The following is a 15,983-nucleotide window of genomic DNA, read 5'->3' as shown; positions in this document are numbered from 1 at the left end:
ATTACATAGTTTGCTGAAACTTTATTTTTCAAAAACGGCTTTTGTTAATGTTTTTAATAAATTTTCTTGGCAAACTATGTGGTTTTGGTAAAAAGCTCCTTATCTTTTTTATAAAGAAATTAAAACTCCAAATAGGGTTCTATTTTCGAAATCGTGGCTTCATCCAGAATTTTGATTTGCTTTAAATCTTCTGTATTTCTAAAATTACCATGTTGTTTTCTGTAGGCCACAATGACTTTGACTTGGTTATATCTCAAGTAAGGATGTCTAAAATTCTCCAAATCATTGATTCGTATTTTCTTCACCTTTGTATTTAGCACGGCATATTTCTTAAGTTCGGGCAAAACCGTTGGATCCAGTCCATAAGTTTCACCCACCTGATCGATGGAATGAAAACCACCGAGTATATCTCTATATTTTATTATTCTACTGGCAAAAACCTTCCCTATGCCTTTGATTTGCATCAGTTGGGTAGTATCAGCAGTGTTTATATCGAACTTTGAAATCGTAAACGTTTTCTTTGGGGCAAAAGCAGGCTTTTCCTCAGCAATTACCCTATGTTCGTCAAAGTCGGGCGTTTTTTTGTCCAATTTTGAAGGCAAACTGACCAGATTTTCAATGTCGGCATACAGTTCGGGTTTCATGGAGTAGATTTTGAGCAAATCTTCTTTATACTTAAATTTACCTCCTTTACTTCTATAATTGATGATAGTTTTGGCCAAGTATTTTGGAAAGCCTAAGCGTTCAAATTGCTCATTGGTAGCTACATTTGGGTCAAAACTAAACCTTTCGACTTTCTTTGCAGACTTTTTGTAAGAAGAACCATAATCTACCCAATTACTTTTGCGTTCTTCGGATTCAGGAATCTCCGTTTTTCCATAGTCCTCTATCAATATTTCACTTTGCTCATTTACTGTGTAAGCAGAATAAGAATAATACAGCAGCAAATTCACGAGGATAATTACAAAAAACAGCAAAGCACTTTTGGCTTCATTGTGTGTAAGTTCAAATTGGTCGCGGATGGCGTTGAGCAGTCGTTTCATATTTGTGTTTTTCACCGCATAGCCAACAAAGGCATTCAGACTGATTTATTTCTTCTTGTGTCTAAATCTTAGTATCGGGTGCTTTATGTGAATAAAAAAAACCTTTACCGAAATTAGCAAAGGTTTCTTAAAATTCAAAATCTGTTCATTTACTTTTTAAATTCTATCTTAGAAATTCCAAAAAGAGGTTTGCCCTCAGCCTTGCCATTTTTAAAGACAAAAACCAAGTCTTCAGGTTTTCTATTCATGGCATTCAAACTTATTTCTTGCGGCGTCATATTCACCTCTGGGATAATTATTTCTCCTAAAAGACTACCCGTGGCACTGCCCTGTCTAATCTCTATCGTTCCACCAACTGCCTGACCTTTTTGAGCAAAAGCCAACACCGAAATTTTACTAATACCCGATAAATCTATTTTTTCATAAGTAGCCGACGAATTATTATTGGCAATCAACAGATCACCCAATGGCTCAACCGTGTATTTATCGGTATTTTCAGATTTGTCAAAATTCAAAGCCCTTATAACCGGTGACTTTAAGGCCAAAGTTTTCGAACTGGTGATAGAACCAATGGTTTTACCCCCTTTGTCGGTGTAAGAGGCTTGTATGATATAAGCTCCTTCCTTTTTAGACTTATGATCGGTGGCGTTGTAGCTTCCAGTCACAGGCTTCGACATTGCCTTTGGGTCCTTTATGGAAAGGATGTACTCAACTATTTCTTTGGCCTCTGTTTGGTTTAACTGCGGATGAGCCGCCATAGCTTGCTCACCCCAAACGCCACCACCTCCGGCAATGATTTTGTTGGCCAGCAGGGTTACGTTAGCGGTTGTTTTTTTATACTTGTCGGCAATGTCATAATATGAAGGCCCAATAGATTTCTTCTCTTTTGAGTGGCAAGCCGCACAATCGCTTTTTTCTATGTGACGCTTACCTACCATAAACGACTCGTTGGATTTGTGACCTTGTTCTAATACCGTTTTGTCATATCCTTCCAGATAATTGATACTTACCATTACATCTTCAGGGCTTATACCTTTCACCAAGCTTCCATCTTCTTTGTCAACCACACTAACTTCGTAGTCGATGGTATTGTCAAGCACAAACGATTTATTCGATTTAATTTTGATGTCTACCACAGGCACTGCATTACCCACTTTGACTTTAATGGTTTCGAAACTCTGGTTTCCAACTGCATCTTTTACAGTTAACTTAACGTCATAAATACCAGGTTTAGCAAAACTCACCACAGGATTAGCCAGTTTTGAATTGGCAATACCTTTTCCAAAAGCCCAATCGTATGTGATTTTGTCGTTATCATAATCGCTTGTACCATCAGAACTAAACTTCACCAACAAGGGTGCAGCACCTTCGGTAACACTAGCCGATACTTTCACCACTGGTTTTCTGTTTCCTGCATTGTATTCGATTTTAGACAACTGAGCCTCCTCATTCTGAGCAAACCAATTCATACCATACTCAAGTGTGTAAAGCACACCGTTTTGCCCAAAAGCCATGTCCATAGGATGATAAAACTTTGTACTCGGCATAAACCTCTCCATACCTGCATAATTGCCGTCTTTGTCCAAAGTAACCGCAATAATCCAATCTCTCATCCATTCGTAGGCAAAGAATTTGTTATCATAGTAATCAGGAAATTTGCCATCTGAATTTTTGTACTCTTCAGAATGATAAACTGGGCCACCCATTGGGTTGGCTCCACCTTTTTCGAGCAGCGGAAATTCTTTTGAATCACCATAGCCGTACCAAATCATCGGTTTCTGTGTTGGTGGTAAATTCACCAAGCCAGTATTGTTTGGCGACAAATTCAGGGGTTTTAAAGGGTCAAATAACCCTCCTGATTTTTTGGTTTCGAAATCATAAGCCCTGTAAGGCGTATTATTTCCTGCAAAAATTGGCCATCCGAAAAAGCCAGGCTTGCGGGCCTGATTAAACTCTACGTAACCCTCGGGGCCACGCTCTGGATTTCCTTTTCCAGCATCTGGGCCAATCTCTCCCCAGTACAAAAAGCCCGTTTTTTTATCTACCGCTATTCTATATGGATTCCGGTTGCCCATCACGTAAATCTCAGGTCTGGTTTTATCCATACCTTTCGGAAAAAGGTTACCCTCAGGAATAGTATAAGAACCATCATTTTCTGGGTGAATTCTTAAAATTTTACCTCTCAAGTCATTGGTATTGCCCGAGGTGCTAAGTGCATCCCAGCCTTGACGACCAGGTCTGAAATCAATGGGAGCAAAACCATCGGAGGCAAATGGGTTGGTATCATCACCAGTGGACAAGAACAAATTGCCTTTGGCGTCCCAGTCGATAGATCCACCTGTGTGACAACATTCGTCACGCTTGGCGTGTACCCTCAATACTACCTTTTCAGTATCAAACAATACTGTATCTCTGTTCTGGTCATAAGTAAACCTCGACAAGAAATTATCTTTGTGTTGGTCGGTTTCAGGAGAATAATAAAAATATAACCAATTGTTGGTCTCAAAGTTTGGATCTAGACCCACACCCATCAAACCGTATTCAAACTTCTTATAGACATTCAGCTGCCCAACCAATTTGGTGGCATTTGTATTTGGATTCCAAAGTTTAATGGCTCCTTTGCGTTCAACAAATATCACTTTTCCGTTTGGCATAACTGCCAGTTCAGTAGGTTCGTCCAAGTTTTTCACCAAGGTAGTTTTGATGAAACGGTTCTCCTCTGGAGCCCTTTTGGTAGTGGCCTTGGCGTAGTCGAGCTTTCTAGCCCAAGCCCATTTTAGCCCCTCGCTGATGTGCTTTGTCATCAAAGGTTCACTGAAAGTCTCTGGTGTATGACCAAAATTGGTATAAAAAGATTTTCCACCATCAAACTCATGGTACCACGACATCGGGTGAAAATCACCCATTTTACCTTCTTTGTAAGAAGACTCATCCACTTTTACCAGAAACTTCAAAATGTCTTTTTTCAAAGATTTGAAATCATAAAACTCATCGGCACGTTCGAAAGTCTCAGGCAAATGGGCCGTAGATGGATGCGTTTTATCCAAAACCGTCATTTTACCTTTCTGTACATTCGAAACATTTCTACCCGGGTGACTTGCAAAATAACCTCCCATCAGATCGTTGTACCACGGCCAGTTATATTCGGTATCAGAAGCAGCATGAATGCCCAAATATCCTCCGCCAGCTTGGATGTACCGCTCAAAATCAGCCTGTTGAGCAGGACTAAGAACATCACCGGTGGTATTGAGAAATACCACAGCATTGAACTTCTTGAGATTGTCCTCATTAAAGTCATTAGAGTTTTCGGTGGACACCACCTTGAAGCCTGAGGCTTTTCCGAGACTGTCAAAATATGCTTTTCCTTCCTTAATGGAGGTATGTCTGTAACCTGCAGTTTTTGAAAATACAAGAATACTATTTTGCTGAGCTAAAACTTGAAACGAAGTGAATAAAAAGAGCAGTATAAGGTTGTTTTTCTTGGTCATAGATAAATGATGATTCTGTAACAAATATATTCTAAAAATGAGAAATACCACGGTTTTTGGGGCAAAAAAAAACCACCGAGATAGCTCAGTGGTTTTCCATATCCTTAAAGAAAAAATCAGATAGACTCTTCTGTTTCTCTGTATTTTACTACCAATTGGTCGCTTAAGAATTCTTCCAAAGCCACGCTAGTTGGTTTTGGTTGTCTTTCATAGAATTTAGAGATTTCAATTTGCTCCCTGTTTTCAAAAATTTCCTCCAAATTGTCTACACTCGAGGCAAACTCGCTCAATTTTTGAGTCAATTCTTCTTTTGTTTTTATAGCAATTTGCTGAGCTCTTTTCGAAACCACAAATACTGATTCATAAACGTTACCCGTTTTTGATGCTAAAACGTCAGTGTCACGAGTTACTATTGATGCGTTTACTGCCATGGTATATATTTTTTAAATTTAATTTTCGAGGTGCAAAAGTAATTTAAATAATTGAATAATAAGCACAAAAGCTTAAGATTTCTCTTTTTCAGCTTGTTTTTTCGCTTCTTCTATTTCTTTTTCAGTCTTGACCACTTTCTCCAACCCCTTGAGAGATTTATCATAAATTTTCTCCAGTTCTTTCAGATATTTCGAGTTTGGATATTTATCAATGAATTTCTCGTACAGTGAAATCGCTTCATTGTAACGTTCTTTCTGTTTGATAAAATAACTCACGTCCGACAATTCCTGTTGTGCCAAAATCTGCAAATAGCTCAATTCCTCGTTGAATTTCGAATCTGGAAAATCCTTTCTAAAGTTTTCGACACTCACAACGGTAGCCTTGTAATTACTCCTTCCTAAAAACGAAGGCTCACGGGTTTTGAAATACAACTTGGCCTTTTCGTAGGCTTTCTTCTCTAATCTAAACCTGAGGTCGTTCAAATCCTGAGCACATTTCTTGGCATACTTACTGTCTGGGTAAGTATTAATAAAAGTCTGCAATGCATCTATGGCTGTTAGCGTATTCGTTTGGTCGAGATTATGAGGTGGTGCATCTTTAAACATCGAAAACGCATACATATAATAAGCCTCCTCGGCAAACTCGCTGTTGTTATAAGTAGCGTAGAAAGTCTTGAACAAATAACTACTCATTTGGTAGTTGCTCTGGTAATAATTGCAGTAGGCATTATAAAACTGAGCCCTCTCTGAGGTGCTGTCACCTTTCAACAGTGGAGTTATCTCCTCCAACAAAACCCCAGCTTTGTAATAGTCGGCGTTTTGGTAATATTCAATAGCCGCCTTGTATTTTTCGTCAACAGTACCTTTTTTCTGTAATTTGTTAAATTTTTTAGAACAAGAAAGTTGGAATAAACTAAGAGCTAGGAGGAATACAAAAAATCTCACGTGTAATAATTTCATTTTACAAAATTACGAATTCTATCTACAATAAAACGATAAAGAAAGGGAAAAATTGGAGATGCGATAAAAAACGCCTTAATTATGTCTCACCAAAAGTTTTTTGGTGGCTATTTTTTTGCCATCGATTATCAACTGATACATGTAGATGCCCGATTCCCAAGATGAAGTGTTGATTCTCAGTTTGTCACTATTTTTGTTTAGTGGATACTCCGCCAATTGTTTTCCAAGAAGATTAAAAAACGATACATTGGCTGATGTAAAATTACCATTCACAGTGTAGTCTATGTAAGCAAAATCATTGGCTGGATTAGGATAAATGTTCGAAACCTTGATTTTCTCAAAATTATTTTCTTGAACTTGACTCGCAACAACTTTGGCTTCAGTGCTTTTAGAGCTGTTGCTGATCAACAAATCTCTGTAAAACTGTGTATAGTTATTCTTCGAATTGAAAGAAATTCCTTTTGAAAGTGAAGTATTTTTGGCCAACAGACTATTTGACACAACCGACTTCTTAGGAGATTGACCAATATTTAAACGCGACTCATCTTTCTGAGCAAACGCAACATTTGCGGCCAAAAAGGCTACAAAGAGTACGGTTGATATTTTAGATAAGATGTTCAACGCCGTAAAATTTAATCTATAAAATTATTTTTTTAACAAAAGTATAATAAAAAAAACTATTCTTTAACCTATTAGACGTTATTTTTTGTTAAAAGGTTGCCCACAGATTGAAAAAATATTCAATTTATTGTGCTGTTAACAAAAAAATAACAAAAATCAGTCCAAATTGTTTATAATGAGTGGCTTTTAACAAGATATTTTTCCAACTCTCGTAGCATGTCTGCCACCTTCAAACTCAGTTTTTATAAAAGTCTTAGCAAAATCAAGAGCTTCGTCCGCTGAAATAAACCTAGCTGGCAAGCACATTACGTTGGCATCATTGTGCATCCTTATGAGTTCTACCACTTCTTTGTTCCATGCAAGTCCCGCTCTGATACCCTGATGTTTGTTTGCAGTCATACATACGCCATTTCCGCTTCCACAGATCAATATTCCCATGTCATATTTTCCGTCTTCGATAGACTGAGCCAATGGATGGGCCGTGTCGGGATAATCCACCGATGCAGGAGTGTAAGGACCGAAGTCAGCAGTTTCAAAATTTTCAGACTGTAACCATCTCAAAATTAATTGTTTATACTCAAATCCTGCGTGATCTCCTCCGATTGCAATTCTCAATGACATTTTTTTGTTTTTTTTTGCAAAGATAATATTTCGAGGAAGGTTTTTATAACATAATCCGTAAAAAATAGGCCGCTTGGTTGTAAAAAATAGGCCGCTTGGCTATAATCATCTAGCGTCTAAGAATCTGATTCCACACTAAAGAAATGATATTTCTAAAAAAATTGTATGGAAAAAAGAAGAATCATTTACCAATAAAACCAAAAAAAAGTGGACCATCGCTGATCCACTTTCTTCTATAAAAACCAATGCTAATTCTTATTTAGCCACTTCGATATTCGCTTCACGAGCATTGATGGTTTTACCTTTCATGCCGTCTATCACGCGACTTACGTCTTTGTGAGCCACTTCGATAAAACTAAATTTGTCATACATATCTATTTGACCAATAGCCTTTCCAGGTATTTTTGCTTCAGAAGCAATTGCACCTACAATGTGATTTGGTGATACGTTGTCTTTTCTTCCTAAGTTAAGGAATAACCTGGTCATACCAGCTTCGGCTACGCCCGTTGGAGCTCCAGAACCAAACTCACGTCTAGGTCTTGGGCTTTCTGAACCTTCAAATCTGCTACGGCTTCTTGTTGCATCTCCTCTACGCTCAAAACTTCCGTTTCTTTGTGAGTCTCCGCCTCTTTCATATCCTCTACCACCTGTTGGTCTTTCGTTTCTTCCACCAAATCTGCTTTCAGTTCTTCTGTCGCTTCCTCTGCCGCCGTCATCAGACAATTCGTGATCTTTGAAGCTTGACTTTCTAACAGTACCAGCTTGCATACGCATCAATGCAGATACAATTTGGTGAGTCAAGAAACCTTCTTCTTTCAATTGGTCTACTATTCCTTCAAAAGCCTCGTTGCCTTCTTCTTGAATATTCGCCTTGATTTTTTCTACAAACTTATTCTGACGAGCCTTGTTCATATCAGCTTGCGTAGGTATTTGTCCTTGAGGAATGGCCGACTTGGTGTAGTTTTCCAAATCTCTCATTCTGTTGCGGTCTCTCTTGCTGATGAACAAGAATGCTCTACCCAATTTACCTGCTCTACCTGTACGGCCGATACGGTGTACATAATACTCAAGATCCATCGGAAGGTCGAAGTTGAAAACAGCGTCAACACCGCTTACGTCGATACCTCTAGCGGCTACGTCTGTGGCTACCAATATTTTTGTGTTTCCGTTACGGAACTTGTTCATTACCTGATTTCTAGCCGCTTGTCGTAAGTCACCGTGTAAGCCTTCAGCTGCATAGCCTTGTGCTTGGAGGTCTTCTACCAGTTCATCCACTTTAGATTTGGTATTACAGAACACCAACATCAATTGTAAATCATGCACGTCGATCAAACGAACCATCAATTCAAACTTGGCTTCTCTTTTTACCAAATAAAAAGACTGGTCGATATTTACGTTAGTGATCTCATTTTTAGTCACTTTGATAATCTCAGGATTTTTCTGAAATTTCTTAGTGATGTTCAATATGTCTTTCGACATGGTAGCCGAGAAAAGAACGGTTTGTCTTTCTTCCGGAGCGTGAGACAATATCTGCTCGATATCTTCCCTGAAGCCCATGTTCAACATTTCGTCTGCCTCATCCAAAATCACCATTGAAATATTGTCTAATTTCAAAGTTTTCTTTTCGATGTGGTCCATGATTCTACCTGGCGTACCTACTACTATTTGTGTACCTCTTTTAAGGTTAGCAAATTGTCTTTCGTAAGACTCGCCACCGTAGATGGCCGTTACCAATAATCCTTTTTTAAATTTCGCTAGAGCAGTGATTTGCTCCTTTACTTGCAGGGCCAACTCTCTGGTTGGACACATAATCAATACCTGTGTAGAGCGATTCTCCACATCTACGTGCTCGATGGCCGGAATACCAAACGCTGCGGTTTTACCTGTACCTGTTTGAGCTTGTCCAATAACATCTCTACCTGTTAAAACCACTGGAATAGCGGCTGCTTGAATAGGTGTGGTGTTTTCGAATCCCATTGCTTCCACTGCTTGGAGTATATACTCAGACACAGGGAAATCTGTAAACTTAACTGTTTGCATAAAATCTGTTTGTCGGGCGTTTCGCTAACGACCGAATTTTTGAAAATAATAAAATAAAATGAGGCGATTGCGATACGCCCTTACGTGAACATCACGGATTGTATCCGTTGCCTGCTCTGAAGGGAAAAATAAAAGGAGTCGAATTCCTTTAGCCATTTGCAGAGTCTCGAACGGATAGTTCGATTAAAAACGATTCAAAGGTAATGAGAATATTTTTCTCGGCAATATCAATTATAGATTATTCTTGGAATAAGACAATTCTAGGATGGGATTGTGATGTTTTGGAGGTTAAATGCTTATCACCGTAATATGCTGTTGCACAAAGTTGCACAAAGAAGACACAAAGTTACACAAAGAGTTTAAGATTCGAATTAATATTCCTGTGGTCAACATATCGGTTATGAAATGCAATTACCTCAGAAAATTTAAAGCTAAACTATATTTAATTGTTAAGACAATCATTCAGTTTCCTATATTATAAAGGATATACCTTTACATTTTGCGACATATTGTGCGATTTTTAAGAATACTATAGTTTCTTTTAATTTATTATACGTTTTATGCCAGATTTTAGAGAGCTCACATAGAAATTAAGTAAAAGACCTAATTTATAATTTCCTAACTTGAGGTAGGTTAAAACTTGGGCTGTATGAACTTCAGTAAATGCCTCCACCGTTTTGATTTCAATTACAACCTTATTATTTACCAATAAATCTAGACGATATCCATGGTCTAACTTTACATCTTTATAGACTATGGGCATTGGTTTTTCTTTTACTACATGCAAACCCTGATTCTTAAGTTCAAAATACAAGCATTCCTGATAAGCAGATTCTAAAAGTCCTGGGCCGAGTTGCCTATGAACTTCTATGGCACAGCCTATTATGATGTTGGATAGTTCGTTTTCTGTTTTTTCCACGATTGTGTTTTTTAGTTTTAACTGCTCTAAATTAGCGAAAAAATCTTATTCCTAAAAAAGCTATTCCACAAAGTTCAACAAAGGTTTCACAAAGTTCCACAAAGTGGTTAACAATATGAACAAAGATTCTTCTTTACGAAATATCAACTTACATACACAATATCTTTTGTGAAACTTTGTGCATTTCTTTGTGAGCCTTTGTGGAACAACTTAACACAATCAATTAATTATTAACATATTAACTATCAAAAAACCTCACAATATCTCCTTAGGCACAACCCTCCTACTCATTACTTTAATGCGTTTGGAGAGGTTTACTTCTTTGTCGGGGTTAAATTTTTCGGTGGTACGCCATGAGTTTTCGGGGAGAAAGTCGGTTTCCATGTTTTCTAAAACACCTGCAGCTAAGGTTTTAGAGTTTATTACCACAAAACATTCGGTATTCAAATTCGCACTTCTGGGGTCAAGATTGAATGTTCCCACCACCGCCAGCTGACCATCTACCACCATGGACTTGGCGTGAAGACCAAAAATCGGCGTGAAATTCATTTTCTTTTGCAAGGCACCCGTCATCATTTTGAAACGCTCTTGTGCATCCGGCTTAAATTCATAGATTTCTACCCCTGTTTTCAAAAGTTTCGCTCTATCCCTTTGGTAGCCACTAAAAGCCTCCGCATTATCTGTGGAAGCTATGCTATTGGTTAATATCCTTACTTTCACACCTCGCTTCACCGCATCAGCAAAGACCATTTTACCAACTTCGGTCGTGATCAAATACGGCGTTTGAATATCCACCGACTTTTTAGCATTGTTGATAAGCTTTATCAATTCCCTTGTCGTTTCTCCACCCCCCAAAAGTCCCTTTTGGTTTTTATTTTTCCCGGGTAAATCTGACACGAATCTGGCATCGGCAGTCCAAACAAAGTTTTTTGAGGCAATTAATTTCTGAAACGTATCAGAAAAATTATCCAACTCTTCTCGCACTTGCGGCCAGAAATTTTCTGGGTTGCAGGCATATTCGTGGAGTTTTGCGTAGGCATTTTTGTTGTAAACCACATTTTTCTCACTGATTTTGGAAACCGGAAGGCTCAATTCACTTTCCCAAAATAGCTTAAAGGAATGCTGCATGGTATTCACTTCTTTTCCCATCAACAAAATGTCTCTGTCTCTGAAATTATACTCGTGGTCGTAGTCAAAATACTCATCGGCAATATTTCTACCGCCCGTAATGGCCACTTGCTCATCCACGATGAAGGTTTTGTTGTGCATTCTCAGGTTCGCCGACCTGAAATCTGTGGCAAACTTACTCAGTTTGTTGATGATGTTTTTGCCCAAATTCACACCCGGATTATACACTTTTATGTCGATATTCGGATGAGCGTCAAGCGTTAGAATATCCTCCAATTCGGCATCTACCATCATGTCATCTACCAAAAGTCTGACTTTTACACCTCGGTCGGCCGCTCTTACCAAGTAATCACAGGCTATAAGCCCCACATTGTCGGTAGAAAAAATAAAATACTGAATATCAATGCTCTTTTCGGCTTTTTCTGTAAACCAAGCTCTCGTTATTAGTGAACCTCCACCATCTTCCAGCACATAAGATGCCGTTTTGGTACTTAAACTGTCTTTGAATGGACTTAGAATCTGAGTAAGTCCACCCGATTCTTTCAGTTTTACTTTCGAACAAAAATCAGTTTCTTGCTCCTCTTTTTTGGAGGAACAAGAAAGGAATGTTGCTAAAATAAATATAGTGAGTTTATTCATTTTTAGTAATATTAACTACTTTGAAATGGCAAGCTGATGCAACGGATATTGGAAATAACGCTGAATTTCACGGATTTTTAATCATTACGAACTAGACTTTCAAAAATACTGAATTGACCATTAGAAGTTCGCTCGCTGATCAAGCCCCCAAAAACAAAGAAAAGGTAATCACTAAAAATAAAAAAATCCGTGTCAACCCGTGCTGAAATCCGTGTCATCCGTGTTCCAATACGCCCGAAAACCTACCTCACCAAAAAAGCGGCATTGGCCATCATGAGTTTTCCTCCGAACCAAAAACCTCTGAAGATTGGACTTTCCAAAAGGTGAATAACTTTTCCTTTTCCGTGGTCTTGTACTGCGAAAACAGGTACATCTTTCATCGATTTTTTGACGTTTTGACCCACAAATCCACTCATGTGATCACCCAATTTGCCCACGTTCCAGCCGTTTTTGAGGTATTCGTTGTCCAATGTATTTTTTATCATCACAAAGGAACTCTTGTCATATCCATAAGCCAACGGGTGTGTACCATCCAAGTTCACTTTGTAAATAGCACCCGGAATCTGGTCTGAAATGGCATCACGGTCTCTCGAACCGTAGGTTTTGTTTATGTCGTTTTTAGCATCAGGCTTCGATTTGCTTTTTAACTCTATACCGTCTTTTCCTGCCAGAAAATCATTGGCACTTTCCAACAATATCACTCGGCCACCGTCACTCACCCAACGGAGCAACTCTTTGTGGTCACGCATGATGTTGCCGTACTGACCATTCGGCATAATCAACACATCCAGCGTCCAAAGGTCTATCCGGCCAAAATATGAACCATCTATGAGCGTAATGGGGTAGTCCAACTGCTGATCAAAGAAATGCCAAACATCTCCTGCCGCGGTAGGCGTGATGCCCGCTCCTACTACCAAGCCTATTCTTGGCGGATTAACCACATCTACCGAACTCGCCCCCATATCTGGGCCACTTTCTACCAATCCCGAATAAAGTGGGAGTAAATTGATGTCAAATGCTTTGGCGATGGCGGTTACTTTGGCCTCAAAGTTTTCACCCAAATTCTCATTCCCTTTGCGGGTAATGAGCAATGTACCCGCTCCAAAATCTTTTCCGCCGGCTTTAAATGGAGCTTCTTGCAACCTTACTTTTATGTTTTCCTTAAAGAGATGAGCCAAAAACTTCGATTCTTCAAACGAATTGACCTCTGAGGCAAATGCAAAAACACGCTTTCCTTTTGCTACCTCTATTTTACTATCAAACTTTGGTTTGGTGGTGCTTCCACTTAATTTTTGACTCGAAGCAAAAGCTTGAATATCAAAAGCATAAGGTAAGGCCCATGCCGTAATGTCGTAAGTATTTGAGTCTTCCAAGTACGATTTCGGTTCGAAAAGTATTTTGGTCAAAACTCCTTTGGGTTGGTAAGAATTGACAATCATGTCGTTCTCATCTACATTAAAGGACTCTTCTTTTTGGTTTTGGTAGTTAAATCCTGCTCCAGTTGATTTTTTGTTGGCGAAAGAATATTCGATTTGCATTTTGTCCAATTGCTCGGCCAAGGCCTTTACTTTGGCTTCATTGCCTTTAAACTTCATCACATAGGATTTGTATTTGCCATAACCCTTGCTTTGGGTCTCACTGAAAAACTTATTGAACTCTTCGATGGTCTTCTCCGATTTGTCCGAAATAGCCTCTAAAGTACCCATACTGGTAGAAAACGAATGTAAAATCCTGTCTTTCAGCGTCAAAGTATCGCCATCGTTTCTTTTATAGGCCAATCCTGCCGGACCGCCGCCCCCTTGCTCGAAAGTCATGGCGATGGCTCCGTTATATGACGGATACGTGTCGCCGTAGCTTGGGTAAAACAAGTCATAGTTTTCTTTGGTGAAATATAACCAGCCTTTTTCGTCAAATGCTTTTTTGTTGTACTGGCCCAAAAGTTCTTGAAATTCTCTTTGGAAGCCCGTCAAATCCTCATGGAAAGGTTTGGCAGAAGGTGGAAAATAGTACGTGGAGTTGGGTCCCATTTCGTGGAAATCGGCGTGAAGGTGGGGCATCCATGAGTTATAGAACTTTATACGTTGCTGCGTTTCTTTTTGTGTTTGCCAAGCAATATCACGGTTCATGTCGAACAAGTAGTGGTTAAACCTGCCTCCCGGCCAAGGCTCGTGGTGTTCCACAGAAGCGGCGTGCAAATCAGGCTTTTTACCCAAATAACGGTTGTACCACTGGCTGTAACGGTCAAATCCGTCGGGATTTACACAAGGATCTATCAATATCAAGGTATTTTTCAAGACTTTTTTGGCCAAATCAGACGTTCCGTTGGCCATTTCGTAAATCACCTTTACTGAGGTTTCGGCATTTACGGATTCGTTACCGTGTACGTTGTACGACAAATAGGCGATTGTTGGGATATTTTTATTGCCTGCTCCAGCCATGAGGCCGATGTTTTGGAGGTTGGACTTACGAATCTGCTCGATGTTTTGGATATTTTCTTTGGACCCTATGGCCACAATCATCTGTGGACGACCTTCAGTGGTGAAACCCAGTGGAAAAATCTTTACATTTTCGGGTTTGTTGGCAGCCACATATTCGGCATAGCCAATCAATTGGTGGTGAAAATGAAATTTTGAACCGGTGGCATTTCCAAAATATTCTTCGGGTGATTTTAGGGTTTGGGCTATTAAAGCATGCGAAACAAAAAACAGGAAAAGTGCTAGTTTGTTGATATTGAGCATTCGAGATAAATGGTTAGGACTCAAAAATAATCATAAAGGATGGTTAACCAAAAAAAAGCTTCTCAAATCGTCAAATAGGGACGATTGGGCATAAAATGACAAAAGGCATGTTTTTATTTACCTTTTCTGATAATTCATTGAATTATTAAAAGAATTTCGACAAAAACAGAAATATTTAAAATCAGGACTTGTGTAATTAAAATAAAGCTTATACTTTTGCACCACGATAACGGAAACGGTATCGGTCATTTAGAAAAAATGATGTTTTTTAAACGCCAATTTCGATAAATGGGACCAGTCGGCCCTATCGTCTAGCGGTTAGGACACGTCCCTTTCACGGATGAAACCGGGGTTCGATTCCCCGTAGGGTCACGGAGTAAGCCGTATTTAGTTGTTTATCAGCTAGATACGGCTTTCGTGTTTTAGTAACATTTAGTAACATGAAACATAACATTTATGTGGCAGGCACGCCACAAAGAACTGATTCCAAAGGATTTGAGGGGGTTAGATTAGTGGTATCATTTGGAGGCAAACAGATGAAAATAGCCACAGGCGTACATTGGAAGCCTATTTTTATCAATAAGGACGGAATAATTCAAGGGGATGCACCTCTAAAAGAATATTTACAGGCCAGCAAAAAAATAAATGATCTTAAGCTAAAAATTTCGGAGCATTTAGAAACAAACACCGAAACAACGCCGGCCAGAGTAAAATTAATTTTACAGAATAGACCCACAACAGATTTTGTTTCATACGCATACGCCAAACTACTTGATAGGCATCAGAAATTAGAAATTGGGTATAATACATACAAAGCACAAAAAGAATCAATTGCACGGCTTGAAAACTTCAAAGGTAAAATTGCTTTTCAGGACATCAATTTATTAATGCTCGAATCTTACAAACTATGGCTTAAGAATCAGAAGTATAAACGCAATACCATTTGGACATCGCTCAAAGATTTCAGAACCTACCTAAACACCGCTATTGAAGACGGCATACAAGTTGATTACCCATTTGGCAAAAAGTTCAAAATGCCAAAAGGCCAAAGGCGTATAAAATTCCTACACGAAGACGAATTTCAAAAAGTTAAGGCTTATTACGAAACCACTACGAACGTTTACCACCGTGAAGTTTTGAGGGCTTTTTTGTTTAGTTGCTACACAGGATTAAGGATTTCGGACGTGCAAGCCATAACAGGCAAAAACATCATAAATAAAACTTTGGTATTTGAGCCACGCAAAACAAAGGATTCAGAAACTAAAGAATTTACAGACATTGAAATTCCGCTACACCCTTTTGTAATAGCGAACTTACCGGGTAAACTACAAAAAGAAATTCCAATCTTTCAAAAC

General features: G+C 38.9%; 11 protein-coding genes and 1 tRNA gene. 2 read left to right on the top strand and 10 right to left on the bottom strand.

Annotated elements, in window-relative coordinates:
• Positions 1–119 precede the first annotated feature (119 nt).
• The 10 genes from EGI31_RS12480 to EGI31_RS12435 all read right to left on the bottom strand — a co-directional run bounded on the left by EGI31_RS12480 (position 120) and on the right by EGI31_RS12435 (position 14,628).
• On the bottom strand, positions 120–1,043 hold the full coding sequence (locus EGI31_RS12480) for a ComEA family DNA-binding protein (RefSeq protein WP_255037564.1): 924 nt from the start codon (positions 1,041–1,043) through the stop codon (positions 120–122).
• A gap of 149 nt (positions 1,044–1,192) precedes the next feature.
• Positions 1,193–4,531 carry a ThuA domain-containing protein gene (locus EGI31_RS12475; RefSeq protein WP_255037563.1) on the bottom strand — a complete coding sequence of 1,113 codons (3,339 nt, stop codon included), beginning with the start codon at positions 4,529–4,531 and terminating at the stop codon, positions 1,193–1,195.
• Between the two features lie 116 nt (positions 4,532–4,647).
• Positions 4,648–4,962 carry a DNA-directed RNA polymerase subunit omega gene (locus EGI31_RS12470; protein WP_255037562.1) on the bottom strand — a complete coding sequence of 105 codons (315 nt, stop codon included), beginning with the start codon at positions 4,960–4,962 and terminating at the stop codon, positions 4,648–4,650.
• Between the two features lie 72 nt (positions 4,963–5,034).
• On the bottom strand, positions 5,035–5,922 hold the full coding sequence (locus tag EGI31_RS12465) for an outer membrane protein assembly factor BamD (RefSeq protein ID WP_255037561.1): 888 nt from the start codon (positions 5,920–5,922) through the stop codon (positions 5,035–5,037).
• Positions 5,923–5,997: 75 nt separating this feature from the next.
• A complete protein-coding gene (locus tag EGI31_RS12460; protein WP_255037560.1) occupies positions 5,998–6,543 on the bottom strand; it encodes a T9SS type A sorting domain-containing protein in 546 nt (181 codons plus the stop codon).
• 186 nt (positions 6,544–6,729) lie between these two features.
• A complete protein-coding gene (locus EGI31_RS12455; protein ID WP_255037559.1) occupies positions 6,730–7,164 on the bottom strand; it encodes an RpiB/LacA/LacB family sugar-phosphate isomerase in 435 nt (144 codons plus the stop codon).
• A gap of 255 nt (positions 7,165–7,419) precedes the next feature.
• Positions 7,420–9,204 carry a DEAD/DEAH box helicase gene (locus EGI31_RS12450; protein WP_255037558.1) on the bottom strand — a complete coding sequence of 595 codons (1,785 nt, stop codon included), beginning with the start codon at positions 9,202–9,204 and terminating at the stop codon, positions 7,420–7,422.
• Between the two features lie 541 nt (positions 9,205–9,745).
• Positions 9,746–10,123, bottom strand: a complete 378-nt coding sequence (locus tag EGI31_RS12445; protein ID WP_255037557.1) for a GxxExxY protein — start codon at positions 10,121–10,123, stop codon at positions 9,746–9,748.
• Between the two features lie 255 nt (positions 10,124–10,378).
• The gene (locus EGI31_RS12440) at positions 10,379–11,890 is read right to left on the bottom strand and encodes a phospholipase D-like domain-containing protein (RefSeq protein WP_255037556.1); all 1,512 of its coding nucleotides are present in this window, start codon (positions 11,888–11,890) and stop codon (positions 10,379–10,381) included.
• A 242-nt stretch (positions 11,891–12,132) separates the two neighbouring features.
• Positions 12,133–14,628, bottom strand: a complete 2,496-nt coding sequence (locus tag EGI31_RS12435) for a M14 family zinc carboxypeptidase (RefSeq protein ID WP_255037555.1) — start codon at positions 14,626–14,628, stop codon at positions 12,133–12,135.
• Positions 14,629–14,928: 300 nt separating this feature from the next.
• On the opposite strand from EGI31_RS12435, the gene EGI31_RS12430 reads away from it, so the two are divergent.
• Positions 14,929–15,000, top strand: a tRNA-Glu gene (locus EGI31_RS12430).
• A gap of 68 nt (positions 15,001–15,068) precedes the next feature.
• Positions 15,069–15,983 (top strand): tyrosine-type recombinase/integrase (locus tag EGI31_RS12425; protein ID WP_255037554.1); only part of this gene is annotated, 915 nt, incomplete at its 3' end.

The organism is Lacihabitans soyangensis (assembly GCF_024343775.1).
Classification (GTDB): Bacteria; Bacteroidota; Bacteroidia; order Cytophagales; family Spirosomataceae; genus Leadbetterella; species Leadbetterella soyangensis.
This window is presented reverse-complemented; position numbering and strand designations above follow the sequence as displayed.

What these genes read in the sequence shown, in the direction of transcription:
- EGI31_RS12480 (WP_255037564.1), bottom strand. Translation starts at nt 1,043, where the DNA reads ATGAAACGACTGCTCAACGCCATCCGCGACCAATTTGAACTTACACAC.
- EGI31_RS12475 (WP_255037563.1), bottom strand. Translation starts at nt 4,531, where the DNA reads ATGACCAAGAAAAACAACCTTATACTGCTCTTTTTATTCACTTCGTTT.
- EGI31_RS12470 (WP_255037562.1), bottom strand. Translation starts at nt 4,962, where the DNA reads ATGGCAGTAAACGCATCAATAGTAACTCGTGACACTGACGTTTTAGCA.
- EGI31_RS12465 (WP_255037561.1), bottom strand. Translation starts at nt 5,922, where the DNA reads ATGAAATTATTACACGTGAGATTTTTTGTATTCCTCCTAGCTCTTAGT.
- EGI31_RS12455 (WP_255037559.1), bottom strand. Translation starts at nt 7,164, where the DNA reads ATGTCATTGAGAATTGCAATCGGAGGAGATCACGCAGGATTTGAGTAT.
- EGI31_RS12450 (WP_255037558.1), bottom strand. Translation starts at nt 9,204, where the DNA reads ATGCAAACAGTTAAGTTTACAGATTTCCCTGTGTCTGAGTATATACTC.
- EGI31_RS12440 (WP_255037556.1), bottom strand. Translation starts at nt 11,890, where the DNA reads ATGAATAAACTCACTATATTTATTTTAGCAACATTCCTTTCTTGTTCC.
- EGI31_RS12435 (WP_255037555.1), bottom strand. Translation starts at nt 14,628, where the DNA reads ATGCTCAATATCAACAAACTAGCACTTTTCCTGTTTTTTGTTTCGCAT.